Consider the following 24758-nt stretch of genomic DNA (forward strand, 5'->3'; position numbering starts at 1 on the left):
TAATATACCGCTGCCTTCACGTATTTATCCAAAAGGAAGTTCAGGATGGTCGCTGCTGCTGCTTCCAACTGCAAAATAGGCTTGGAAATAAAGGCATAACGGTAAGCAATATCTCCCAGGGCCTCCATCACCCATTCTCCTGCCGTTTCAAAAAATAAATCCTTCTCCCAGCTTCCTCTCATAATCTCCTGGTAATGGGAAGTAAATCCCCGGGTCGCGCAGAAAATCAGCGCGCTCTGCAGGCGCACAACCCAGTTTTGCACAGCGTAGAGCTGAGGATTGCTGATTCCCATGGAAACTGCTTTCTGATACTGATGCTGCAGCATCCCTTTTAAATCGATAGCGTCTTCCCGGTGGGGCTGCCGGCTCTGCCATTTTTCAATTTCATAATTTAACTGATCGTAAGAAAAACAGCTTTTCTTAAATGCATCCTCAATATCTGCCGTCCGGTAGGCAATGTCGTCGGCTGCTTCCAGGATAAAGGTCAGAGGATGCCGTTTCCCATAAGTTCCGGTAGCCTCCTGCACTTCCTGAAACAAATCTTTTTCCGCATAGAAGTAGCCCATCTTTTTCTCACGTATATCATTGCTTTCCGGACGAATTTCCAGGGAAGAGACAGGATATTTGATAATCGTATTCAAAATTCCGAAGGTAAGATTCATTCCCTTTTCATTGACCAGAAAATGAAGTCTGCATACCTGCCTGAGAGCCTGGGCATTACCTTCAAAATGATAAAAATCCTGAATCATCTGAGGAGATAAAATCTCTGTTACGGGCGTTCCCTGAAATTCTATTTTATGGAGGTTTCTGACAAACCAGTCCCGAATCGCCTCTTCGCCGAAATGACCGAAGGGCGGATTACCGATGTCGTGAATCAGACCTGCGCATTGAAGAATGTCGCATATATCTGCCTTATCTTTTTCTGTGAATTCAGGATCCATCTTGTTTCTCAGAAGATATTCTGCAATATTCTGCCCCAGAGATTTCGCAAAGGAAGAAACTTCCAGGGAATGGGTCAGTCTGGTACGGATAAAGTCACTTTTATCCAGGGGAAATACCTGTGTTTTATCCTGCAGTCTCCGAAAGGAGGAGCTTCCTATGATTCTGTGATAATCTTTCTCAAACTCGCTTCTTAAATCATTCCCCCCGTTTCCGGAAACTTTTTTATAGGTTCCCGGACGTCTGGGGCACAACAATGCTTTCCAATCCATCTTTTAAATTCCCAGTACTGTTTTCACTGTTTCCTCCATTTCGTCTGCCGCGATAACACGGTCATGAAGAACCGGCGCATCCATTAACTCTTTCACCGCTTTCGGAACAGGCACTTTGGAGAGTTCTTCCAGTACTTTCGAAAGCTGTAAATCGTCGATTCCCTGGTATCTGTCTGAAATGGCGTCCACAACGCTTCTCGTAAATTTATAGGGACTTGCCGTAGAGGCAATCACAGTTACAGAATCGTCCCCGGTCTCCTTTAAATATTTCTGGTAAACACCGCCTGCCACGGCTGTATGGGGATCCAGCACATAGCCGCTTCCGTAATAAACAGCGCTGATGGCTTCTTTCGTTTCTCCCTCGCTGCAGTAATTTCCGTAGAAATCTCCCAGCTTTTCTTTCATTTCTTCTGTAATGGTATAGCTGCCCTTTTCTGCTAATTCTTTCATTAATTCCGCACATTTTCCGGAATCTTCTCCTGCAAGCAGGTAAAGGAGTCTCTCCAGGTTGCTGGAAATCAGAATATCCATGGAAGGAGAACTGGTTAAAATAAATTCCCGGTTTCTGTCGTAAGTTCCTGTACGGAAGAAATCATACAACACTTTATTTTCATTGGAGGCACAGATAAATTTATGTATCGGAAGCCCCATATTTTTCGCATAATAAGCAGCCAGGATGTTTCCGAAATTTCCTGTGGGAACTACCACATTGATTTCCTGTCCTTCTTTAATCTTTCCCTGACGGTATAAAGTTGCATAAGCATATACATAGTAGACAATCTGAGGAACCAGGCGGCCGATGTTAATAGAGTTTGCAGAAGAAAACTGAAATCCCTTCTCTTCCAGCTCCTGTACCAGTTCCTGATTATTAAAGATTTTCTTAACTCCGGTCTGGGCATCGTCAAAGTTTCCTGTAATTCCGATTACACAGGTATTTTCCCCTTTCTGAGTCACCATCTGTTTTTCCTGAATGGGACTTACACCATGTTTCGGATAAAATACAATGATTCTGGTCCCCGGCACATCTGCAAATCCTGCCAGAGCTGCCTTTCCGGTATCGCCGGATGTTGCCGTTAATATAACAATCTCTTTCTCGGTGCCGTTCTTTCTGGCTGCCGTTGTCATTAAATGAGGAAGAATAGAAAGAGCCATATCTTTAAATGCTATTGTAGCTCCGTGAAACAGTTCCAGATAATATACTCCGTCCGCTTCTTTTAACGGAGCGATTGCGTCTGTATCAAATTTCTCATCGTAAGCTTTGTTTATACAGTCTTTCAGTTCTTCTTCTGTAAAGTCTGTAAAGAACCGTTTCATCACTTCGTATGCGGTCTCCTGATAGCTCATTTGAGAAAGTGTTTCCATATTTATATCCAGTTTCGGAATCTTCGTGGGAACAAAAAGACCTCCGTCTTTTGATAAACCTTTTAATATTGCCTGGGAGGCGGTCACATTTTCTTCATGTCCTCTTGTACTCTTGTAGTAAATCTGCATAATTACCCTGCCTTTCTGTGATGGTTCTCTTAATGCCTCATTATAGCATGAAATAAGAAACGGTGCCACTTTTTCTTTCATCAGCCAGTTTCCCGGCTCAAAAAAAAACACGAAGGGAGAAAGCAAATCTCATTTCTCCCTTCGTGCTGTCTTAAAATTTATGCTTCTTTTTCCTCTTCAACTAAATCCGGATAGGTATAAAAATCATGAACACCATGTTTAAACAGTTTCACTAAGTCCCGTTCAAACCACTGTACATTTCCCTCTTCTGCCTGATCCTTTGCCACAAAGAACAGAGCGCCCTGGGAATAATCTGTACCCTCCATGGCCATCTTTACTGCTTCTTCCGTTTCCGGTGAAACCTCCACTTCCTCAATTCTTCCGTCATAGGTAGGCGAAAACTGAGGAGTGCCTCCTGTCCAGTCCCATACCACATCGGTAATGGTATCCGGAAAACGATCGCTCTGAACACGATTCATAATTACATTGGCCACCAGGACTCTTCCTTTGATGTCTTCTCCGCCGGCTTCTGCTTCTACGATCCGAAGCAGCGTATTGTAATCTGTGTCTGACATCATCTTCGGTGTTCCCGCCTTGGACACAGACTGTTCTTCCATCCGGCTGACTGCCTGCTCCATGGAGCTGCTTACATCTACTTCTGCCGGTGTGGGATCTACTTTCTTAATCCTCTGTCCCACAATAACATCTTCATAAGAGGTCCCGATTCGCTCTACGGAAGTAGCTGATACTGCCGTCTCCTGAACACTTTCCAGAATTCCCTGAATTCCGGAGACAACCGGGCTTTCTTTCTGAGAAGCCGATGTCTGGTAAATCTCAGCAGGATCTTCCGCCGCTGCATAAACCTCACTCTTTTCCGAAGGTACTACAACTTTAGAACCCACCGCAATCACCATTGCCACTGCAAAGCATCCTCCAATTACAGTAAGACCATGTAAACTGTTCAGTTTTCTCTTTTTCGTCTGCTTTTTCCCTCGTGGTTTTTGTCTCTCTTGAATCTTGTCTCTCATAGCTCTGCCCTCTACACAAAACATTATTGTTACATTTTGTAACATTTTTGTAACGCATAAGAAAATTATATTTAATATCAGTCCAGAAGTCAAGCAATTTTAAAAGATTTTGGATGTTTCCTTCAATTTTCTTTCGACAAACCCCACTCTTTTCATATATTTATGACAAATTTATTTCTTTTTTTCATGGAATTAACAGTATTCGACTGTTTTACCGGTTATTAATCGCCGTAACCAGAGCGTCAATAGAAGCCCGGATAATATCCGGATCCACGCCTGCTCCCCATGCCAGAGTTCCGTCCGGCTTCTGAATTCCCACATAGGCAATTGCCTTGGAACTGGAGCTTCTCTCAAGAGCGTGTTCCTGATACGTATCCAGATTATATTCCAGTCCGTAAGCTTTCTTTAAGGCGTTGCTTACTGCATTAAGACGGCCGTTACCGGCTGCTTCAGTAACAATGGTTTTCCCCTGGAATGTGGATGTAACCTGTGCAATGATTCCGTCTTTCTGCTGGAAATGCACCTCATTGATACTGTACGGCATAACCACATTTTCGAATTTTTTCTTAAACAATGCAAAAATTTCATCGGGATGCAGTTCTTTATGACGGTGATCGGATACCTCTTTTGCCGCATATCCCATAGCTTCCCGCATCTTCGCCGGCAGATTTAAGCCGTAATTGGTTTCCAGAATATATCCGACGCCGCCTTTTCCGGACTGGCTGTTAATACGGATAACATCTGCGTCGTAATTGCGTCCCACATCGGTGGGGTCAATGGGCAGATAAGGAACTGTCCAGTGATCCGGATCCTTTTCTTCTTTCCAGTGCATACCTTTGGCAATAGCATCCTGATGGGAACCGGAGAAGGCCGCAAATACAAGAGCGCCGCTGTATGGACTTCTGTCTCCTACCTTCATCCCCGTACACTCTTCATATACCTGGCATACATGAGGCATATCTGAGAAGTCCAGTTCCGGCTCCACACCCTGAGAATACATATTCATTGCAAGAGTAACAATGTCCACATTTCCGGTTCTTTCTCCGTTTCCGAAAAGGGTTCCCTCGATTCTGTCGGCTCCTGCCAGAAGACCCATTTCCGAATCGGCCACTCCGCATCCTCTGTCATTGTGCGGATGAAGAGATACCACCACGTTTTCTCTGTATTTTAAGTTTTCACACATATATTCAATCTGGCTGGCGTATACGTGTGGCATGGAATGCTGCACGGTTACAGGAAGGTTAATGATACATTTCTTATCCGGCGTAGGTTTCCATACGTCTAAAACTGCATTGCAGACTTCCAGAGCATACTCCGGCTCTGTTCCTGTGAAACTTTCCGGGCTGTATTCAAACTGGAAGTTTCCTTCTGTTTCATCTGCCAGTTTTTTCAAAAGAGCGGCTCCGTCTACGGCAATTTTCAGAATCTCTTCTTTTGATTTTTTAAATACCTGCTCTCTCTGCGCTACGGAAGTGGAATTGTACACATGGACAATGGCTTTCGGAGCGCCTTTCACTGCTTCAAATGTCTTGCGGATAATATGTTCTCTGGCCTGAGTTAAAACCTGGATGGTAACATCTTCCGGAATCAGGTCCTGCTCAATCAATGTCCGAAGAAAGGTGTATTCTGTCTCAGAAGCTGCCGGAAATCCCACTTCAATTTCTTTAAAACCGATCTGAACAAGAAGTTTAAAGAATTCGATCTTCTGTTCCAGACTCATGGGAATCACAAGGGCCTGGTTTCCGTCACGCAGATCCACGCTGCACCAGATCGGCGCCTTATCCACATATTCTTTTTCTGCCCATTTCATACATTTTACCGGAGGCATATAATACTGCCTCTTATATTTGTTTACATTCATCATCTTCTTTTCCTCCTTAAAACTATTACATAACAAAGAGGACAAGTCCTCTTCAACTCCCTATATCCCTCACGGAGCGTTTTTTATATAATAGGAAATCCAACAGAATTTTCTATTACATAAAAAAATCTTCCGGCTCTGCAATCATTGCTGCAAGAGACGAAAGACGATTAGTCTGCGCGGTACCACTCTTATTTATGAGTTTCCTCATACACTCTGAGATACGGACTCCCGGGGAGCCTTATATCCATCCCTTTTAACGGCGGGAACCCGTCTGCGCCTACTCTCATTCATTTCGGACAGATGCTCCGAGGGCAGTTCCATATCCTCCTTCCGCTGCTTTCCACCGGCCAGCAGCTCTCTGTGCTCCAAAGCGATATGTACTCATCCTCATCTAAGCATTTCGTCTTATGAAATTATTAAAATAAGATTACCATCCTTCCTTCATTTTGTCAATGGCTAAAAGAATTTTTCAAAACAGGCGTATAGCAGAAACTATTTCTAATTACAAAAAACACCGCAAAATCTGCGGTGTCTTTTCCTCTTTCTTCTCTTGTAGTCACAATGTGTGTTTATGTAATTACATCAAAACTATATTTTCAGAGGATTCATCGGGGCAACAGGATTTGAACCTGCGACCTCACGGCCCCCAGCCGTGCGCGCTACCAAGCTACGCCATACCCCGGTGAAACCTATTATAGCACAAACTGGAAAGATTTCAACTATTTTTTTTATTTATTTGAAATCTTTCAAAAATTTCTTATGCATTCTTTCCGTTAATGTAATTAATCAATCCTTCAGCCTGGATGATTTTCTGCATGAATTCAGGGAATGCCTGGCCTTTAAACTCCGTTCCCTTCGTGCGGTTGTAAATCATACCGGAATCAAAATCCACTTCTACCTGATCCCCGTCTTCAATTCCTCTGGAAGCTTCCGGACACTCAATGATGGGAAGTCCGATGTTAATGGCATTGCGGTAGAAAATTCTGGCAAAAGTTTCTGCAATGACACAGCTTACCCCCGCCGCTTTGATAGCGATGGGCGCATGTTCTCTGGAAGAACCGCAGCCGAAGTTCTTCTCTGCCACAATGATGTCCCCTTTATGAACTTTTGATACAAAATCTTTGTCAATATCCTCCATACAATGAGTAGCCAGTTCCGCTGGATCGGAAGAATTTAAATACCTTGCAGGAATAATTACATCCGTATCCACGTTATCGCCATATTTAAAAACTGTTCCATTTGCCTTCATTTCCTATTCCTCCTATAATCCTAATTCTTCCGGTGCTGAAATCTTTCCGGTTACCGCACTTGCAGCTGCGACTGCAGGACTTGCCAGATATACCTCAGAATCCACATGTCCCATACGTCCTACAAAGTTACGGTTTGTGGTAGAAATACAGCGTTCTCCCTCTGCCAGAATTCCCATATAGCCGCCAAGGCAGGGACCGCAGGTAGGGGTACTTACCACTGCGCCGGCTTCAATGAAGATTTTAAGAAGTCCTTCTTCCATTGCCTGCAGATAAATGGCCTGGGTTGCCGGAATTACGATGCAGCGAATGCCTTTTTTCACTTTTCTGCCCTTCAGGATTTCGGCTGCACAGCGCAGATCGTCAATTCTTCCGTTGGTACAGGAACCGATTACCGACTGATCGATTATCACATCTTCCTGAATCTCGGAAATTGTTTTCGTATTTTCCGGAAGATGGGGGAACGCAATTGTGGGCTCTAAGGCGCTTAAATCAATGGTATATTCTGCATCGTAAACGGCGTCTTCATCTGCTTCATAAACCGTATACGGACGTTTGGAATGTTCTTTCATATAGGCAATGGCCAGATCGTCTACCGGGAAGATTCCGTTCTTTCCGCCGGCTTCAATCGCCATATTTGCAATGGTAAAGCGATCGTCCATGGATAAATTGGCAATTCCCTCTCCCACAAATTCCATGGATTTGTATAAAGCTCCGTCTACTCCAATCATTCCGATGATGTGTAAGATTACGTCTTTTCCGCTGACCCATTTTTTCGGTTTTCCTACCAGATTAAATTTAATTGCAGAGGGCACTTTAAACCAGGCTTTGCCGGTAGCCATTCCTGCTGCCATATCGGTACTTCCCACGCCGGTGGAAAAAGCGCCTAATGCGCCGTAAGTACAGGTATGTGAATCCGCCCCGATGATAACATCTCCGGCTACGGTAAGTCCTTTTTCCGGGAGAAGGGCATGTTCGATTCCCATCTCGCCTACATCAAAATAATTGGTAATATCATGACGACAGGCAAACTCTCTGACACATTTGCAGTGTTCTGCTGATTTAATATCTTTGTTTGGAATAAAGTGATCCATAACCAGAGCGATTTTATCTCTGTCAAACACTTTATTTACTGTCATTTTTTCCATTTCATGAATTGCGACCGGAGAAGTAATATCATTTCCCAGTACCAGATCTAAATCCGCCTCAATTAACTGTCCGGCTTCTACATAGTCTAAGCCCGCATGAGCTGCTAAAATTTTCTGAGTCATTGTCATTCCCATAACTCATTCCTCCTTTTCCTCTCTCACTGTTGCCATTGTAACACAGAATTTGATATAATAGAAATACATATTAAGAATAATTATTATAACCACAGATTATATTGGAGGCTTTTTATGGATCATTCTCTGTCCCAGTACAAAATATTCTACACCGTAGCTCTTTACAAAAACATCTCCCGGGCCGCCCAGGAGCTTTATATCAGCCAGCCCGCAATCAGCAAATCCATCCGCAGACTGGAAGACGCCCTGGGCGTCCCTTTATTTTTCCGCAATTCCAGAGGCGTCCGCCTGACAGAAGAAGGTCAGGTTCTTTTTGAATACGTTCAAAAGGCTTTTGAAGCATTGGATCTGGGGGAAGAAAAACTGAAAAACTTCCAGTCCCTGGGGATGGGCCATTTAAGAATCGGCGCCAGTACCACCCTGTCCAAATATCTTCTCCTTCCGGCTTTGCGGAAATTTGTGAAAGACTATCCTCATATACGGATTTCCATCCAGTGCCAGTCTTCCGCCTATACCCAGAAGCTTCTGGAAGAAGGGAAAATCGATGTGGGACTTATGGGCGTTCCTTCCGGGGATTTCCCCCTGGATTTTCATCCTTTCGGCAATGTACAGGACATTTTTGTAGCCTCTCCCCTTTACCTGGAAAATTTAAGTCTTCGGGAAAACACCGGGCAGGCGGTAAGCAGTTTCTTTTCCTGCGGGACTTTAATGCTCTTGGATCACACCAACCTGTCACGGCAGCATATTGAACAATATCTTACCCGGCACCAGCTCCATGCCGGAAATCTGCTGGAAATCACCACCATGGATTTACTAATCGAATTTGCAAAAATCGGCCTTGGCATCGCCTGTGTGATTAAAGAATTCGTTGCAGACGAACTGAAGCAGGGGACTCTGAAAGAACTGCCCATGCCCTCCCCTGTCCCTAAACGGCAGATCGGACTCTCCTACGGCAATCTTCCCAGAGCTCTGACCCCTTCCAAATTTCTCTCCTATTTCTCGATCTCCTCTTAAAGCGGAGCGGTTTTTATATCATAGGAATGCCATTTGACCCCCGTACAAGATGGAGTACTTTCCTATGATATAAAAAAGAGGACAAGTCCTCTTCAACTCCCTATTTCCCTCACTCATGAGGGACTTGTACTCTTTGCGCGCCAGATGCAGGCTGCCGCAGGCAGTCAAATTCCATATGCATCTGGTCGCATCCACAGCGGAGCGATTTTTATGTAATAGGAAATCCGACGGAATTTCCTATTACATAAAAAACCGGATCGAAGAAGACACTTCTCTTCCTCGATCCGGTAATGCTTTATTCCAGCATATTTCTGTGATACTGATTCAACTCATATTGCATAACTGCATATACAACGATAGAGAATCCCAGCAGGGACACTACCAGATACAAAAGTCCGCTGTTGTCTGTATGTCTCCCGTAGGTGGAATTCATCCAGTCCACACGTTTTCCCATCTGGTAACACCAGTACAAACCATAGATTCCACAGGTAACAATGGTCAGAACCAATACCAGCAGACCGCTGGTTCCCTCTTCTCTGGTTACATCCATCATCTCGTCATTTAATGTGACCAGCCAGTAGAGTCCGTAGATACCACAGGTAATAATGGTAAATACAATACAAAGGGCTACATTTTTCTCTCTATATTCCATAATTTTCTCCATGAATAAATGAGCCGCAATGGAGGCGGGCTTTCGCACTTCCCCCAAAACGGCTTTTCATTTTATATTAGTTATCTAACAGCTTTTCTTCGTCGTTCCAGCTATACAGTTTACGCAGCTCTGCACCGACTTTTTCTGCCGGATGTTCTGCTTCCATTCTTCTCATTGCCAGGAAGTGCATACTGCCTGTCTGGTTTTCTGTGATCCAGTCTTTTGCAAATGTTCCGTCCTGAATGTCTGAGAGAACTTTCTTCATAGCTTTCTTTGTTTCTTCTGTTACAATCTTCGGTCCTGTAATGTAATCGCCGTATTCTGCAGTATTGGAAATAGAATATCTCATTCCTGCAAATCCGCTCTGGTAAATCAGATCCACAATCAGTTTCATTTCATGGATACATTCAAAGTAAGCGTTCTCCGGCGCATATCCTGCTTCTACCAGTGTTTCAAATCCGGCTTTCATTAATGCACAGACACCGCCGCACAGAACTGCCTGCTCGCCGAATAAGTCTGTCTCTGTTTCTACTTTAAAGGTAGTCTCTAAGACACCTGCTCTTGCTCCGCCCAGTGCGCAGGCATAAGCCAGAGCCATATCCAGAGCTTTTCCTGTGTAATCCTGCTCTACGGCTACCAGACAAGGAGTTCCTCTTCCGATCTGATATTCGCTTCTTACAGTGTGTCCCGGTGCTTTTGGAGCGATCATGGTAACATCCACGTTCTTAGGCGGTTTAATCTGTCCGAAATGGATGGAGAATCCATGGGCAAACATTAACATATTGCCTTCTTCCAGATTCGGCTCGATGGATTCTTTGTAAAGTTTCGCCTGTTTCTCATCGTTGATGAGGATCATAATAACGTCGGCTTTCTTTGCTGCTTCTGCTGCTGTATATACTTCAAATCCCTGTTTTTCTGCCTTTGCCCAGGATCTGCTGCCTTCGTAAAGGCCTACAATAACATGGCAACCTGAATCTTTTAAATTTTGTGCATGAGCATGTCCCTGGCTTCCGTAACCGATAATAGCAATGGTTTTACCCTCCAGCAAGCTCATGTTACAGTCTTCCTGATAATAAATCTTTACTGCCATTTTTAATTCCTCCTAATGATATATATTGTTAAGGGATCTCTCCCCTAGCGTACTATGTATTTTCCCTAAAGATAGGCTACATCGTCGGCTCCTCTGGAAAGGCTGGTAATTCCTGTTCTGGCCAGCTCCAGAATTTCGTAATCTTTAATCAGATCAATAAACGCCTCTAATTTACTCTTATTTCCTGTCAGCTCTATGACAAGGGATTCTCTTCCCACATCTATAATTTTCGCGCGGAAGATGTCTGCAATGGCAATGACGCCCTGTCTCTGCTCTGACGTAGCTGCAACTTTTACCAGAATCAGCTCTCTGCTGACACTTTCCTCCGGATCCAGTACTTTAATATGACGGACATCCACCAGCTTCGCAAGCTGCTTGGTAATCTGCTCTAAAATCAGAGTATCTCCGCTGCACACAACTGTCATTCTGGAATAACGTTCATCTGCCGTCACACCTGCTGAAAGGCTGTCGATATTATATCCCCTCCGGCTGAACAGACCCGAAATCCGACTCAACACGCCTGCTGTATTATCCACTAAAAGAGAAATGACTCTCTTTTGCATTTCAACACCTTCTTTCAACGCTTTAGCTTTGTAATGTATTAGATACACCCGTTTCTCATTATACCAAGGATAATTTTTTTGTCAAGTTTCGCCGCTTAAGGAAACTCTTTTTTATATCAAATATTTCTTCTGCAATGCTTCTGCCATTTTAGGCGATACATAAAGTTTTTTCCTGAGAAAGATTTCCATGCTTCCATAAGACTTTTCTATGGTTTGGAAAACTTCTTCCAGATATTCCCTCTTTGCCTGATAGCAGGCGGTAATCCCGTTCTCCCGCTTCTTCTGTTTCTCAGAATTCAAATCGCACAGACGAAGCATATACTCCATTTCTCCCTCCAGAAACTTACTGGTATTTGTAAAATCTTCCAGAATTGTTTCTTCCGGAACCTGCAAAACCCAAAGTAGAAGCGCCGTCGCTACTCCTGCCCGGTCTTTTCCCAGAGAACTGTGCCATAAAACCGCCCCTTCTTTCTGTTCCGCCAGATAATCTAAAAATTCTGCATATTTATTCACAGAATACGGGTCTAACACCAGCTCCCGGTAAAATTTCTTCCAGTATTCCTCCGGATCCCTGTCGATAGAATCAATGAAATTCAAAAGTCCCGTCTCATGGGTGATTTCCGCAGTCATCTCATCGACCACAGGATTTTCTATGTAAGTTACGCCTTCCATTTGGGTATCCGGTTTTCTGCGTATCTCTCCGGGCGTCCGCAAATCAATCACTGTTTTCAGACGGCAGTTTTCGGTAAGATATTTCTGATCCATCCGGGAAACATGATAAAGTTCTCCGCTTCTCAGTAATTTCCCCGGAAAAATGACGCGCCCTTCCTGATTGGCGATCCCTCCCAAATCTCTGGTATTGGGAAGGCTTTGTAAAGATACCGGATTCTTATAAGGACGTTCCGTAAGAATCGATGGAAATTCTGTTCGGATATATTCCATAAAACGATTGGCCTCTTTGTCTTTCATTGGAAAACGATATTTTTTATTCTGTTTTGTCATAACAAAAACAGCCGCTTCTTCCTGACTTTCTCCATCATCTCGGCGTATTTGTGTATCCCAGTCGGCAAATACAATTTCTTCACAGGGAAGACTGTTGATCCGCATTCGCTTTGTAAATATTAAATTTTTATTTTCTATCCGAATCTTACCAAATTTCATAAACTCCCCTTCCCTCTGTTATCGCACTGCACCTAGTATAACACACTTATTGTGGTTTTTCTATTTTAGAAACCTGTTATTTCTATTAAAACTTTGTAAAGATTTGTTTTCTTTCCTTTGTCTTGTAAATACTTCCCCGCAACGGTATACTTGTAATAAATTCACAAAAACGGAGGTTATTATGAAATCATCCAATGAACTGAAAGTTCTTCTTCATTCCATTCACAAAAAAAGTTATCCTGCCTATAAATCTTTAAAGGGAACCTATGATTTTCTCTCTTACAGGCTTTCCATCGATCATGTACAGGGGGATCCCTTCGCTTCTCCTTCCGCCGTCAGTCTTCTCATTCCCCACCGGACTGCCGGATTCCCTGCTTCGTATTACGAAAGTTTTCATACCCGGACTGCCCTGGAGGATTTTCTGACCCGGCTGTTTTGTCAGCAGACCGAACGCTATTCTTTTAAAGCCAGAGGTTCGGGAAAAAGCGGATTAATCTCTGTCAGCCAGTGCGGACAGGAAATCCTTTCCCGGACTTCCGTGGAAATTGCCGAAAAGGCAATCTGCGTCCGTTTCCACGTGGGATTTCCGGCCCGGGGACGAACCATTGACGCAGAAGCTCTGGAAACGATTATCTTCGACTATCTTCCCCAGGCTGTCAGGAAATCTTTCTATTATAAGAATCTGGATGCAGCGAAAGTGAAAGAAGTCTTTTACCTGGCTGAGGATCAGTATGCGATCCGGCAGGAACTGAAAAAAAGAGAACTGGTTGCCTTTATCGCTGATGGTTCTGTTTTACCAAGGGAAAGCGGCGTCTCACAAAAACCTATGAAAAACAGCGTTCCTTTCCATTCCCCGGAATCTCAGGCCGTGGTACTGGATCTTCCCCACCGGGGGAAACTGCGCGGCATGGGCATTTCCAAAGGCATCACCTTAATTGTGGGAGGAGGGTATCATGGGAAATCCACCCTTCTGAACGCACTGGAACTGGGCGTATACAACCACATTCCGGGTGACGGCCGGGAATACGTCATCACCGATGAAACAGCATTAAAGCTTCGGGCTGAAGACGGCCGGTGTATTAAAAACACAGACATCTCTCTTTTTATCAATGATCTGCCAAATAAAAAAGATACGCACCATTTCACCACAGAGGATGCCAGCGGAAGCACTTCCCAGGCCGCCAATATTATAGAGGGGATTCAGGCAGGCAGTACCGTCTTTCTCATAGACGAAGACACTTCCGCCACCAACTTCATGGTTCGGGATGAGTTTATGCAGCAGGTCATAAAAAGGGAAAAAGAACCGATTACTCCCTTCCTGGAACGTGCCCGGGATCTGTATGAAACAGCCGGAATCTCTACCATTCTGGTTGCAGGAAGTTCCGGTTCCTATTTCCATATCGCAGACACCATTTTACAGATGGACTGTTACCGCACCTTAGACATTACCGCCAGAGTAAAAGAGCTCTGCCGGCAATATCCTTCTCCGGCTCTGAAGGCTCCTGCCTTTTGTATGCCGGGATTTCAGGATCGAATCTTTGCAGATATTCCTTCCGGCAGATCCAACAACCGCAAAATGCGCGGAAAATATGACGGATTCAAATTAAAGGTCCACGATAAAGATACGCTCCTTCTGAATAAAACAACGGTGGATCTCCGTTATGTGGAGCAGCTTCAGGACATAGAGCAGACAAGGGCTCTCGGATACTTGCTGAAATACAGCCTTGAACATTATCCGGGACAAAAAATCAGTCTGACCCGTCTGGTGCAGACTTTAGAAAAGCAGTTGAAAGAATCCGGATTTCAGTTTCTCTTTTCCGGTTCCTATATTCCGGCGGGGCTGGCCCTCCCCCGCATCCAGGAAATTTATGCCTGCTTTAACCGTTACCGTGGATAGTATTATTGTCGGAAATCATCTTATAAAGTCGTAATTTTCAGTTATTTTTACCTTGCCTTTCTAATTTAACAGGTTTAGAATTATTAATCAGGAATCTTATTATTCTCTGTTATCTGATAAATCGGAGGTAAGGAAATGAAACATCTTCTAATCACTTTTTTACAAAAGTTTACGGATTATCCATTTAAGGTTATCTTAGATGGAAAAGAGTATTTCATTGGCCAGGGTACTCCCGAATTTACGGTACATTTTAAAAAACCCATCTCCAGATCCAGATTACTGACCAGCACTTCTCTGGCTTTAGGGGAGGCTTACATGGACGGCGATCTGGAAATTGAGGGCGATCTCTATTATGCTCTGGATCATTTTCTGGGACAGTTGGGGAAATTCTCTACAAATGAATCTGCTTTAAAAAAACTGATGCATACATCCGTATCCAAAAAGAATCAGCAAAAAGAAGTCACTTCCCATTACGATATAGGCAACGACTTCTATCAATTATGGCTGGACGAGACCATGAGTTATTCCTGCGGATATTTTAAGCATCCGGAGGATACCCTTTATCAGGCCCAGGTAAATAAAGCAGATTATCTTCTTCAGAAATTGAATCTTAAAGAGGGAATGTCTTTACTGGACATTGGCTGCGGATGGGGTTTTCTTCTCATTGAAGCAGCTAAAAAATATAAAATTAAAGGCATGGGAATTACCCTCAGCAAAGAACAGTTTGAAGCATTTAACCGCCGTATCCATATAGAAGATCTGGAAGACTCTCTGACGGTTGAACTTATGGATTACCGGGATCTCCCCAAAAGCGGTTACTCCTTTGACCGGGTTGTCAGCGTGGGCATGGCAGAACACGTGGGAAGACCCAATTACCAACTATTTATTGACTGTGTGAATGCCATATTAAAAGAGGGCGGCGTATTTCTGCTCCATTTTATCAGCGCTTTAAAAGAACATGCCGGTGATCCCTGGATCCGGAAGTACATCTTCCCGGGCGGCACCGTTCCCAGCCTCAGAGAAATGCTCTCCTGTATGGCAGAAGATAATTTCCATACTATGGATGTGGAAAATCTCCGGCTTCACTATAATAAAACTCTTTTATGCTGGGCCGACAATTTCCACAAACACATTGAAGAAGAACGCAGGATGTTTGACGAACGTTTTCTGCGGATGTGGGATCTTTACCTGAACTCCTGCGCCGCAACCTTCCATAATGGAATTATTGATCTCCATCAGATTCTGGCCACAAAGGGCATCAATAACGACTTCCCTATGGTTCGCTGGTACTAAGGGGATTTTAAGTTTTAACATACAACAGGGGACTGTTTCGGCAGTCCCCTGTCACTTTTTATATAATAGTAAATTCTGTCAAATTTCCTATTACAATTAAGGTGCCAAAAGCCGTTCTTTTTTTCTATGCTTGACAAAATGCACAAAATATCCTTCCGCGCGAAGCGCACAAAAACACTCCGATGAGCCTCCGAAACCGGAAATCGTGTTCAGCAAAGGCTTCCACGATTCCCTGAGTCTCATCTCCGTTGTGCGCAAAGTCGCGACGTCCGGATGATTTTGTATATTTTACCGAAACGTAATTCCAGAAGAGGTTTTTGACACCCTAATCCTATTACAGAACAAAGAGGACTTGTCCACTTTGTTCCTTTAGCAATTATTTTTGAATCTTTTATTTAAGAACCTTCTCTATTCTCTCAGATTTTCCGCAGCGGTGGGATTATGATTGAGAATCATTGCCACAGTCTCGCATTTCTCCAGGTTCGGACAGGCGCCGCAGGTGACCACACCTTTTTTTAATGCACATTGGCGAATGCTGCACATACTGTCACAATATACCGTTTTCACTCCATCAGCACGGCATCCCTCGCAGTTGATATGCTCCGGCAGAATGGGAGCATGATTTAATTCAGCCCATAGTTTTGCCGTCTTCTCCCGTAGTGCCTGATCGTCCCGGATGGTTGCAAGATAGGCATCACATTTTTCACAGTCCAACCCACAGTATCCAATCCTGTCCTTCATGTTATGTACCTCCTGAAATTTACTTCTGAAATTCATCACTGTAGAACTAAATATTGATTTGTCTCCCACCGGCTATTTACGGGCTTTTCTTATTTCTACAAAGTAAAGAAAAACAGCAGACAATTGATAATCTGTTTCAATGCCCTTCACGGGCTTTTCTTATTTCTACGGAAACTTGAGGAGTTTTGCTCCAGTCAAAACGGTGTTTCAATGCCCTCCTCGGGCTTTTCTTATTTCTACTGATATTCGGGCATTTGACGAATATAAGATGTATGTTTCAATGCCCTCCACGGGCTTTTCTTATTTCTACAAATGGTGTATTTCACAACTACTATGAGCCTAAAACCGTTTCAATGCCCTCCACGGGCTTTTCTTATTTCTACAGTATAAAGGATATTCTTTTAAACAAAAACAAGAACGTTTCAATGCCCTCCACGGGCTTTTCTTATTTCTACAGCAGCCTCCGCAAACCCTTGTAAACACTGCCTTCCCGGACCCGTTTTTGCAGGTATTTATCTGAATATTCTCACAAATCCAGGATTCCGGGGAATTTTTGGCATGTTCACACTTTGTTCATATTTCAGCTTTTCCAACTGTATTGACAGTGTACTCTGGATAATATCTTTTAAAATATTATATCTGATTTTTGCGGATCAGAAAAGTACTTCTGACAATTATTTTTTATCACTGTACTGAATATTTTTCCTGAACAGCCGCGGGCAGTTCCTCGTACTGTACTTCCTTCCATTCCAGGACGCCGCGGACAGGCATTACTGTCAGATGAAGAAAAGCCCCTTCTCTTAATTTTCTGGACGCCCCAAAGGTAATCTCCTTCTCTTTCCCCTTCTCATTATAGCAGTATAGAGTATAGGAATACTCCAGGCCTCCGCTAAAATCTATGACTCCTCCATCTGAGTCCGTCTCCTCCAGTTTACTGTTATCAATCTGAGAATAATAGTCTGTACTTCCTGCTCCGGAAACCAGAAAAACCAAAGCACAGATGAAGATCAGCAAAATAACGGCGCCAATGAAAGCAAACACTTTTTTCATCATAGGTCACTCCTCCTTTTCTGCAGATATTCTATCATCCCTGCCTTTCTTTAGCCTTTCGTTAACCTTGCTTTTACCTTAAATTTTCGCCGCTGAAATACCGCAAAGCGGTAATATGCCTTGAATTCCAATAAATTAAGGCCCCGCCATAAAGACGCGAGCCTTAATCAGGATGTATTCTCTTCAATAAATATATCTGTATTTTTCTGCGGATCTGCCCATCTGAATCACATTTTCCGGTCTGCACCAGGCAGGGATACTATTGGAATCCGACAAAATATACCTTCCGTTCTTTCCCAGAAGTTCAATGCAGTTTTTTACCTCCTCATCCACTTCCTCCAGACTTCCTTCTTTCAGGATGTAATTAATATCTACATTTCCTACCAGACATAATTTATCTCCGTAAGTTTCTTTCAGCCATTTACTGTCCATGGACGTCCGCTCAATGGGATGAATTCCATTGGCTCCAATCTCAATAATATCGTCCAGAACCGCCTGGAAATTTCCGTCACTGTGGTAAATCCAGGGCTTATTTATAGTTTCTGCTGCCTTTTTCAGATTTTCTTTAAAAAATTCCCGGAACATAGCAGGAGATATTAACAGACTGGAAGTAAATGCAATATCGTCAAAAGCCCAGAAAAAATCAAAATCCAGTTCGCTTAAATTTTTATTTATTCTCCGGCTCCAGTCTGTATACATTTCAATGGTTCGGATCAGGGTATCGTCTTCTTCTGCATAGAAATTGGCAATATTCTCCATTCCCATACTTAAGATAGACGGGGATGCGCCCAGCCGGATCCTGGCTCCCATCGCATACTCCCCTTTGTATCTTTTAATCATCTGATCTATGGTTTTCATCAGATTTTCATCGTCCGGATCGGGCATTTGGATTTTATTCAGGGCTTCAGCACTGTCGATAAGTCCCCCACTGATGCAGGCGTCCCCGTCTTTTACAACCCAATTGACAAAAAGAGGGGGAAGTACCTGGATTTGAATGGCATCCAGCCCGATTTTATCAGCAACTTCCGGTACAACCGTCAGCGCGGGAGTAACCTGCGCTTCTTCTTCCAGTCCTCCCAGCCATCCGGCATTATTGAGTCCCGTATAGGTGGGATCCTCAATCTTATGCCCGACAATTTTCTCCTGTACTTCCTGCATCATCGTATTAATAATAAAGGGAACTTTATCCGGTATCTTTCCCAGAAGAGCCGCCTGGATTCTTTCTGCTTTTGTCATAAAAATCTCCTTTCTTTTCCTTCCTCTCTCCTGTCAGTTAAATAACAGATTGGGCAGGAACATGGAAACAGGTTCTATATAAACAGTGATAAATAAGGCAATACAAAGGGCCAGCAAATAAGGTCCCAGCTTTTTAGTAAAGTCTGAAATGGAACATCCACTGATTCCGCAGCCGATATACATGCACATTCCCACAGGCGGGGTAATTAATCCAATACACAGATTTAAAATCATAAATACTCCGAAATGCACCGGATTGATGCCCAGGGTATTCATCAGGGGAAGAAATACTGGGGTCATAAGAAGCACCACTGCGGTAGTTTCCATAAAACAGCCAAGAATCAATAAGATTACATTAATCAGCAGCAAAATAATAAATTTATTATCCGTAACAGAAAGCAGCGCCTGTCCCAGAAGAGCAGGTATCTGTTCCTTTGTCAGCAGCCATCCCAGTACTCCCGCAGCGGCAATAATGATGGTTACCTGGGCCGTCTGCTTAAATACGTCGCAGCAGATAGGGATAATATCTCTTAACTGCAGCTTTTTATATACAAATTTGCCGATGATAAAGGCATATAAGGATGCCGCCACTGCCGCCTCTGTAGGAGTAAAGATTCCAAGAAGCATTCCGCCCACAATTAAGACCGGCATAAATAAAGCTCCCAGTGCGTCAACGAATGCTTTTCCTCTTTCTTTCCAGCTCACTTTCTCATCCCTGGGCCAGTGTTCTTTTCTGGCAATTATTCCCGTGATGGCCATCAGCATCAGCCCCATCAGAATTCCCGGAATCAAGCCGCCGATTAACAGCTGCCCTACAGATACACTGGCTGTAACGCCATAAATAACCATCTGAATACTGGGAGGAATGATCGGACCTATGGTTGCTCCTGCTGCCAGGATAACGGTACTGGAATCTACCGGATATTCCTTTTCCTTCATTTCCGGCAGCATCACGGTTCCCAGCATGGAAGCATCTGCATAGGCTGATCCGGAAATTCCTGCAAACAGCATACTGGCCACGATCATAACCTGTGCCATCCCTCCTTTTATATGACCCACAAGGGTGGAGGAGAATTTAATTATCCGGCTGCTGATTCCTCCCCGGTTCATAAAGTGACCTGCCAGGATAAAAAACGGGATAGCCAGCTGGGAAAAGGAGTCTACTCCGTACTGCATCCTCTGGGCAACAATCTGGGCCGGTATATCTGTAGACACCAGAAAAACAATGGTTGCAGAAAGGGCCATGGAAATGGCTATGGGAACACCGATTAAAAGTAAGATAAAAAAACTGATTACAAGTAGTATCACTGGCTTCCCTCCTTATCTTTTTTCAGATTTTTCAAATCCTCATAAATGTTACAGACAGAGAAAAGGATAATCAGTACGGCTCCCAGCAGCACGCTGAAGCTGATGTATTCCATAGGAATATGCATGGCCGTGGAGTAAGATCCGGATGCAATTCCCATCAACGTCTTTGCTGATATAAGGAGATAAACGGAAAACCCGCAGACAATCGCATCAATAAAAATCTGAATCCCTTTCCTTACCTTATCTGGAAGATTATTAAAAATTACCTCCACAAATAAATGGCCTCTTTGATAAACCAGCAGGCCTCCGCCTATAAAGGTGAGATAGATAAACAAATAGCGGGCCAGCTCCTCCGTCCATGTAAGAGGCGAATTAAACACGTACCTCATAATAACCTGCAAAAGAACAGTCAACGTCATTATCAGTATCCCGATTCCCCCGATTATTTCAATGACATGGGCAAATTTATCCATTCTTTTTTTCATATTCTGCATCACTTCCCTTCCATAACCGGTTATTGTCTCTTACTCACTTTCCTTACTGTAGGACAGCACTTTCTCGTATAAACCTTCTCCCCAGACTTCTTCCATTTCCTCAAACATGGGCTCTGCTTTTTCTTTAAACGGAGCCAGGTCTGGTTCGTAAACTTTTACTCCTTCTCCTTTCATTTTTTCCAAGTACTCTGCCTCTTTTTCATGAAGAATTTCATTTTGATATTCTCCTGCTTCCACAGCCGCTTCCTGAAGGATTTTTTTCTGGTTGTCAGACAATGTATTATATTTCTCTTCATTGATAATCATGGTCATAATCGAATAGACATGGTTGGTCATAACCAGATTTTTACAGATTTCGTAAAATTTATTGTCATAAATCCAGTCAAGGGGACACTCCAGACCTTCCACGACTCCCTGCTGCAAAGAGGAATAGGTTTCATTAAAGGAAATAATGGTGGGTTTCGTTCCCAGAAGTTCAAATCCCTTCAGATAAGAATCAATCTCCGGAAGACGGATCTTAACCCCTTTAAAGTCTTCCAGATCTTCTACATCATTGGTAAAGATACACTGCCGTGTGCCCCGTTCCCAGTTCTGGGCCAGCACCCGTACTCCCGCTGTATCTAACAATTTATCTGCGATTTCCTCTCCCAGTTCCCCTTCCGAAACATCCATTAAATGTTCCTCACTGTCAAACATATACGGAGTATCAAATATGTAGTATTCCGGCAGGTATAACGCAGTCATTCCTGCCGCCGGAATTCCCATATCCACAGATCCTCCTACAATTCCCTCCAGAATATCCCGGTCGCCTCCAAGCTGGCTGGCGGGATAATTGGTAATGGTGATGCTGCCTCCCGACTTCTCTTCCACAATTTCGATAAAATGTTCCACCGCTAAATTAGAAGGAGATTCCAAGGCGCCAATATGGGCAATGGAAAGTTCCACGCTTTTTTCTTCTGATTCCGATGTTTTTGAATCCTCTGCATTGGATCCGCAGCCTGCCAGAGAAGCCGCAAACATGCACACGGAACATACAACTGCTATCATCCTTTTTCTTCTCATATCGTTTCTCCTTTCATCTGCTGTGCCGCTCCTTTTCCTGCGGCACTGGTATTATCACAGGACCTTCCGGAATAATGCTGATGGTTCCCTCCCTTCCTAAAATTTTTTCCGCAAGCGTTACCGCTTCTTCCACTGTTTCTGCATGGTGCAGAAATAACTTTTCTGCTTTTTCTTTATCAATGCCTCCGGATACCAGTATCACCTCTTTCTTCTGTAAAATCCGGGCCAGGATTTGCACCTGCCACTTGTCCGCCGCAATGGGTGGGGCAGACATTTTTTTATAAAGTTCTTCTTTGGTGGCACATGATAAAATTAACTCTTCAAAGGATCGGTGACCCACTCCGTCTGCACACTGGGCTGCGATAATGATAACCCCTCTGTCTTTCGTTATATGTGCAGCCATATCCGCCCCTTTTACCAACTGATACAAATTTCGATCCAAGGGATACCCATTGTTGGAGGTAATAACGATGTCTGTCTTCTCAGCCGGAATCTTCATCTGTTCCTCCACAAATCTGCACCCTTTCAGATGCGCCATGCGAAGGTCTCCGGCAAAGGCTCCGATAATTTTTTTCTTTTTATCTAAAGCCACGTTCAGAATAAAATCCACTCCTGCCCGTTCTGCCGCCTCCAGACATTCCAGATGTACGGGATTCTTCTCCAGATTTGCAGAACAGGCATAGGGACTTCTGATATTCTGCGGACAGTGATTTCGCATAATGGTGCTTTCTCCTGCAATTCCTGGAAGAATACTCTTTCTTCCTCCGCTGAATCCCGCAAAAAAATGAGGTTCAATAAATCCTTCTGTAATAATCACTTCATTTTCTGTAAGCAGACGGTTCAGCCAGAGTTCATTTCCGGTGGATAAAACCCCAAAGTTTTTCAGATTTTCTTTATCTCCTGCTTTATGATTTACAATGGGATATTTAGAATAAAGTTCCTCTCCAAACTGTTCCCGTTTCTCTTCCTCCGTCATTTCCCTGTGCATACCGTTTGCTATTAAAATAGTAATATCATAATATGTTTCAGGGTAATAAAAAGACTTCAGGATGGCAGGAATTGTAATCCGGCAGGGCATGGGTCTGGTGTTATCATTGGTGATAATTAAAATCTTTTTCTTTTCGCGGGTCAGTTCGTGCAGTTTCTTCGTTCCGATGGGATGATCCAAAGCCTCTCTCAGGATTGCCTCTTCGGAGCTTTCCTGCGCTGAAGGGCCCGGTTCCAGTATCTGATACCTGTCCGGATCCTTCATCACATAACTGATATACCCTTTCCCGTAAGGAATTTTACATGTTTCGGGCATCAGCCCCTCCTCCTCTCTTTTCTTATTCGTTGATTCTGATATATTTAGGAGCTCCCGTACGGTTTAATCTCTCGATTAAATCCCGCTTCGTTAAAGAAATATGTTCTTCCATCTTTTCTCTTGCCTGATTCTCATCTTTTCTTCGAATTGCGTCAACAATTCGGGCATGGTATTCGCAGGAACAGCGCACCGTGTCCATAGATAAATTACTCTCTTTCATATAATTATCCAAAACTTCTTTGATGGTTTTATAAGTAGCAAGCAGGATATGATTGTCCGAAATTTCCCCAATCCTTCTGTGAAAGGTAATATCTAACTGGCTGAATCGGCGTATATCCTGTTCATAGACTACACTCTTCATTTCTGCCACCAGTTCCTCCAGCTCTTTTACTTCTTCTTCGGTTCTGTTTCTGGCAGCCATGCATGCCGTTCCTGATTCTACAAACAGACGGGCGTCGTAAATCTGATTGATACTTAAATTATCCAGCATAATGGAAGCAAATAACGGCTGCATAACCATTCCCACATCCATCTTTTTCACAAAGGTTCCCTTTCCCTGGCGGATACTGATCACTCCAAGCATATTCAGCCGCTTAAAACTCTCCCGGATAGTCACCCGGCTGACCCCGAAATAATCTACAAAATACTGCTCCGGGGGAAGTTTCTCATTTTCTTTATATTTTCCTGTGGCAATCATATTTAAAATTTCTTCCACAACAACATCACATTTCGTTTTTGACTTTACATATCGACCGTTAGATTCTGACATTTCAAATTCCTCAACTTTTTTCTTTTGTATTTTCTGAAATTATCTTATCATAATACCTTTTATAGGTAAATACGGAATACTAGCCAGAATTATCCTTCTTTTTTTGTCTAAATTCCCGGAACAGATGTGTTTTTACATTTGTATAAACAAAATGGGAGAAGGTCTTCCCCTCTCCCACGCAATCTCTTCATTATGCCATACTGCATTTTTCTTCTAAAATTCCTGCAAGGGCTGTTCCGCTGCTGCTGTGACTGCGTACAACCTGAAAATCTGAGCGTTTTGCCTCTTCTACGGCACATTTAATCATTTTATGGGAAACCGTGTTTGTAAACAGCACGCATAAATCCGGTTTTCCAATCTGTTTATTTAAATTTGCCGGCATCTGTGTGAAAATTTTTGCTTTACATTTATAGTTCTTACATATCTCCTTATATTTACAGACCATCCTGTCATGACCTCCGATAATTACAACGCTCATCTCATTCCTCCTTACACGAATCCCTGTTTTCTTGGTTAGTTTCACCTAATCACTGTTTTTTTAAAAGAACATCTTTCGATGTTCTTTTTTAGTACGAATCAAATCTAACTATGGTTAGTATATACTAACTTCCTTCTTTTGTCCAGTCTTTTTTCAATTTTCTTCAATTTTTAAATTTTCCATCCATTCTTTTTCCCGAAACCCCGGAACAACAAAGGTATCGCTGACTAACAAAGGTCTCTTCACCAGCATCCCGTCTGTGGCCAGAAGAGCAATCTGCTCTTCCTGGCTCATCTGGGGCAGCCGATCTTTTAAGCCCAGCTCCCGGTATTTCATTCCACTGGTATTGAAGAACCGTTTTACAGGCAGTCCGCTTCTCTGTATCCACTGGTTCAGTTCTTCCTCTGTGGGGTTCTCTTCGATGATATGGCGATCTGTAAATGCAATCTTTCTGTCCTCCAGCCATTTTTTGGCTTTTTTACAGGTCGAGCATTTGGGATATTCTATAAATAACATGTCTCTC

23 protein-coding genes, 1 tRNA gene and 1 other annotated feature are annotated in these 24758 nt (G+C 43.4%); of the genes, 3 read left to right on the plus strand and 21 right to left on the minus strand.

Annotated features, from left to right (window positions below; translation table 11 throughout):
• From dgt to leuC, 7 genes are all read right to left on the minus strand, one after another.
• On the minus strand, positions 1-1211 hold a 1211-nt coding region (gene dgt / locus B5F53_RS17820), incomplete at its 3' end, for a dGTP triphosphohydrolase (RefSeq protein WP_140398277.1).
• Between the two features lie 3 nt (positions 1212-1214).
• Positions 1215-2702, minus strand: a complete 1488-nt coding sequence (thrC, locus tag B5F53_RS17825) for a threonine synthase (RefSeq protein WP_087226554.1) — start codon at positions 2700-2702, stop codon at positions 1215-1217.
• A 158-nt stretch (positions 2703-2860) separates the two neighbouring features.
• Positions 2861-3730 (minus strand): cell wall hydrolase, encoded by an 870-nt coding sequence (locus B5F53_RS17830; RefSeq protein ID WP_242970365.1) that lies wholly within the window; start codon positions 3728-3730, stop codon positions 2861-2863.
• A gap of 211 nt (positions 3731-3941) precedes the next feature.
• Positions 3942-5594: a 2-isopropylmalate synthase gene (locus tag B5F53_RS17835; RefSeq protein WP_204246958.1), complete on the minus strand. Its 1653-nt coding sequence runs from the start codon at positions 5592-5594 to the stop codon at positions 3942-3944.
• A 149-nt stretch (positions 5595-5743) separates the two neighbouring features.
• Positions 5744-5997, minus strand: a binding site (T-box leader).
• Positions 5998-6202: 205 nt separating this feature from the next.
• Positions 6203-6276, minus strand: a tRNA-Pro gene (locus B5F53_RS17840).
• A gap of 75 nt (positions 6277-6351) precedes the next feature.
• Positions 6352-6843: a 3-isopropylmalate dehydratase small subunit gene (gene leuD, locus B5F53_RS17845; RefSeq protein ID WP_087226463.1), complete on the minus strand. Its 492-nt coding sequence runs from the start codon at positions 6841-6843 to the stop codon at positions 6352-6354.
• 12 nt (positions 6844-6855) lie between these two features.
• Positions 6856-8124, minus strand: coding sequence for a 3-isopropylmalate dehydratase large subunit (gene leuC / locus B5F53_RS17850; RefSeq protein WP_087226466.1), 1269 nt, complete (start codon positions 8122-8124; stop codon positions 6856-6858).
• A 114-nt stretch (positions 8125-8238) separates the two neighbouring features.
• On the opposite strand from leuC, the gene B5F53_RS17855 reads away from it, so the two are divergent.
• On the plus strand, positions 8239-9138 hold the full coding sequence (locus B5F53_RS17855) for a LysR family transcriptional regulator (protein WP_087226468.1): 900 nt from the start codon (positions 8239-8241) through the stop codon (positions 9136-9138).
• 295 nt (positions 9139-9433) lie between these two features.
• Here B5F53_RS17855 and B5F53_RS17860 read toward each other — a convergent pair whose 3' ends face one another.
• The 4 genes from B5F53_RS17860 to B5F53_RS17875 all read right to left on the minus strand — a co-directional run bounded on the left by B5F53_RS17860 (position 9434) and on the right by B5F53_RS17875 (position 12604).
• On the minus strand, positions 9434-9790 hold the full coding sequence (locus B5F53_RS17860) for a DUF4234 domain-containing protein (protein ID WP_087226471.1): 357 nt from the start codon (positions 9788-9790) through the stop codon (positions 9434-9436).
• Positions 9791-9866: 76 nt separating this feature from the next.
• Positions 9867-10880 (minus strand): ketol-acid reductoisomerase, encoded by a 1014-nt coding sequence (ilvC, locus tag B5F53_RS17865; RefSeq protein ID WP_087226473.1) that lies wholly within the window; start codon positions 10878-10880, stop codon positions 9867-9869.
• Positions 10881-10945: 65 nt separating this feature from the next.
• A complete protein-coding gene (gene ilvN, locus B5F53_RS17870; protein ID WP_087226476.1) occupies positions 10946-11443 on the minus strand; it encodes an acetolactate synthase small subunit in 498 nt (165 codons plus the stop codon).
• Between the two features lie 111 nt (positions 11444-11554).
• Positions 11555-12604 (minus strand): tyrosine-protein phosphatase, encoded by a 1050-nt coding sequence (locus B5F53_RS17875; protein ID WP_087226480.1) that lies wholly within the window; start codon positions 12602-12604, stop codon positions 11555-11557.
• A gap of 181 nt (positions 12605-12785) precedes the next feature.
• On the opposite strand from B5F53_RS17875, the gene B5F53_RS17880 reads away from it, so the two are divergent.
• Positions 12786-14501 (plus strand): ABC-ATPase domain-containing protein, encoded by a 1716-nt coding sequence (locus B5F53_RS17880; protein ID WP_087226483.1) that lies wholly within the window; start codon positions 12786-12788, stop codon positions 14499-14501.
• A 135-nt stretch (positions 14502-14636) separates the two neighbouring features.
• Positions 14637-15794 carry an SAM-dependent methyltransferase gene (locus B5F53_RS17885; RefSeq protein ID WP_087226486.1) on the plus strand — a complete coding sequence of 386 codons (1158 nt, stop codon included), beginning with the start codon at positions 14637-14639 and terminating at the stop codon, positions 15792-15794.
• A gap of 408 nt (positions 15795-16202) precedes the next feature.
• On the opposite strand, the gene B5F53_RS17890 is transcribed toward B5F53_RS17885, so the two are convergent.
• The 10 genes from B5F53_RS17890 to B5F53_RS17935 form a co-directional block, all read right to left on the minus strand.
• Entirely contained in the window at positions 16203-16535 is a 333-nt protein-coding gene (locus tag B5F53_RS17890) for a DUF3795 domain-containing protein (protein ID WP_087226489.1), read from the minus strand.
• Between the two features lie 684 nt (positions 16536-17219).
• Complete coding sequence (locus tag B5F53_RS17895; protein WP_087226492.1) at positions 17220-17588, minus strand: YxeA family protein; 369 nt, start codon at positions 17586-17588, stop codon at positions 17220-17222.
• Between the two features lie 180 nt (positions 17589-17768).
• On the minus strand, positions 17769-18821 hold the full coding sequence (locus B5F53_RS17900; protein WP_087226495.1) for a uroporphyrinogen decarboxylase family protein: 1053 nt from the start codon (positions 18819-18821) through the stop codon (positions 17769-17771).
• A 33-nt stretch (positions 18822-18854) separates the two neighbouring features.
• The gene (locus tag B5F53_RS17905; protein WP_087226499.1) at positions 18855-20129 is read right to left on the minus strand and encodes a TRAP transporter large permease; all 1275 of its coding nucleotides are present in this window, start codon (positions 20127-20129) and stop codon (positions 18855-18857) included.
• Entirely contained in the window at positions 20126-20614 is a 489-nt protein-coding gene (locus B5F53_RS17910) for a TRAP transporter small permease (protein ID WP_162610647.1), read from the minus strand. Before B5F53_RS17910 ends, B5F53_RS17905 begins: the two co-directional genes overlap by 4 nt.
• A gap of 39 nt (positions 20615-20653) precedes the next feature.
• Complete coding sequence (locus B5F53_RS17915; protein ID WP_087226506.1) at positions 20654-21685, minus strand: TRAP transporter substrate-binding protein; 1032 nt, start codon at positions 21683-21685, stop codon at positions 20654-20656.
• 13 nt (positions 21686-21698) lie between these two features.
• Positions 21699-22988 carry a nickel-dependent lactate racemase gene (larA, locus tag B5F53_RS17920; RefSeq protein ID WP_087226509.1) on the minus strand — a complete coding sequence of 430 codons (1290 nt, stop codon included), beginning with the start codon at positions 22986-22988 and terminating at the stop codon, positions 21699-21701.
• Between the two features lie 22 nt (positions 22989-23010).
• Positions 23011-23757 carry a FadR/GntR family transcriptional regulator gene (locus B5F53_RS17925; protein WP_087226512.1) on the minus strand — a complete coding sequence of 249 codons (747 nt, stop codon included), beginning with the start codon at positions 23755-23757 and terminating at the stop codon, positions 23011-23013.
• Between the two features lie 190 nt (positions 23758-23947).
• Complete coding sequence (locus B5F53_RS17930; RefSeq protein ID WP_087226515.1) at positions 23948-24235, minus strand: DUF2325 domain-containing protein; 288 nt, start codon at positions 24233-24235, stop codon at positions 23948-23950.
• A gap of 153 nt (positions 24236-24388) precedes the next feature.
• Positions 24389-24751, minus strand: coding sequence for an arsenate reductase family protein (locus tag B5F53_RS17935; protein WP_087226518.1), 363 nt, complete (start codon positions 24749-24751; stop codon positions 24389-24391).
• Positions 24752-24758 lie beyond the last annotated feature (7 nt).

The sequence above is a fragment of the Blautia sp. An249 genome, assembly GCF_002159835.1.
GTDB lineage: Bacteria > Bacillota > Clostridia > Lachnospirales > Lachnospiraceae > Blautia_A > Blautia_A avistercoris.

Bases quoted from the DNA above. Each gene is read 5' to 3' on its own strand.
- B5F53_RS17900 (WP_087226495.1), bottom strand. From the start codon at position 18,821: ATGACAAAAGCAGAAAGAATCCAGGCGGCTCTTCTGGGAAAGATACCG.
- larA (WP_087226509.1), bottom strand. From the start codon at position 22,988: ATGCCCGAAACATGTAAAATTCCTTACGGGAAAGGGTATATCAGTTAT.
- B5F53_RS17935 (WP_087226518.1), bottom strand. From the start codon at position 24,751: ATGTTATTTATAGAATATCCCAAATGCTCGACCTGTAAAAAAGCCAAA.
- B5F53_RS17885 (WP_087226486.1), top strand. From the start codon at position 14,637: ATGAAACATCTTCTAATCACTTTTTTACAAAAGTTTACGGATTATCCA.
- thrC (WP_087226554.1), bottom strand. From the start codon at position 2,702: ATGCAGATTTACTACAAGAGTACAAGAGGACATGAAGAAAATGTGACC.
- B5F53_RS17890 (WP_087226489.1), bottom strand. From the start codon at position 16,535: ATGAAGGACAGGATTGGATACTGTGGGTTGGACTGTGAAAAATGTGAT.
- B5F53_RS17895 (WP_087226492.1), bottom strand. From the start codon at position 17,588: ATGATGAAAAAAGTGTTTGCTTTCATTGGCGCCGTTATTTTGCTGATC.
- leuD (WP_087226463.1), bottom strand. From the start codon at position 6,843: ATGAAGGCAAATGGAACAGTTTTTAAATATGGCGATAACGTGGATACG.
- leuC (WP_087226466.1), bottom strand. From the start codon at position 8,124: ATGGGAATGACAATGACTCAGAAAATTTTAGCAGCTCATGCGGGCTTA.
- ilvN (WP_087226476.1), bottom strand. From the start codon at position 11,443: ATGCAAAAGAGAGTCATTTCTCTTTTAGTGGATAATACAGCAGGCGTG.
- B5F53_RS17855 (WP_087226468.1), top strand. From the start codon at position 8,239: ATGGATCATTCTCTGTCCCAGTACAAAATATTCTACACCGTAGCTCTT.
- B5F53_RS17925 (WP_087226512.1), bottom strand. From the start codon at position 23,757: ATGTCAGAATCTAACGGTCGATATGTAAAGTCAAAAACGAAATGTGAT.
- B5F53_RS17830 (WP_242970365.1), bottom strand. From the start codon at position 3,730: ATGAGAGACAAGATTCAAGAGAGACAAAAACCACGAGGGAAAAAGCAG.
- B5F53_RS17915 (WP_087226506.1), bottom strand. From the start codon at position 21,685: ATGAGAAGAAAAAGGATGATAGCAGTTGTATGTTCCGTGTGCATGTTT.
- B5F53_RS17910 (WP_162610647.1), bottom strand. From the start codon at position 20,614: ATGAAAAAAAGAATGGATAAATTTGCCCATGTCATTGAAATAATCGGG.
- B5F53_RS17875 (WP_087226480.1), bottom strand. From the start codon at position 12,604: ATGAAATTTGGTAAGATTCGGATAGAAAATAAAAATTTAATATTTACA.
- ilvC (WP_087226473.1), bottom strand. From the start codon at position 10,880: ATGGCAGTAAAGATTTATTATCAGGAAGACTGTAACATGAGCTTGCTG.
- B5F53_RS17860 (WP_087226471.1), bottom strand. From the start codon at position 9,790: ATGGAATATAGAGAGAAAAATGTAGCCCTTTGTATTGTATTTACCATT.
- B5F53_RS17835 (WP_204246958.1), bottom strand. From the start codon at position 5,594: ATGATGAATGTAAACAAATATAAGAGGCAGTATTATATGCCTCCGGTA.
- B5F53_RS17930 (WP_087226515.1), bottom strand. From the start codon at position 24,235: ATGAGCGTTGTAATTATCGGAGGTCATGACAGGATGGTCTGTAAATAT.
- B5F53_RS17880 (WP_087226483.1), top strand. From the start codon at position 12,786: ATGAAATCATCCAATGAACTGAAAGTTCTTCTTCATTCCATTCACAAA.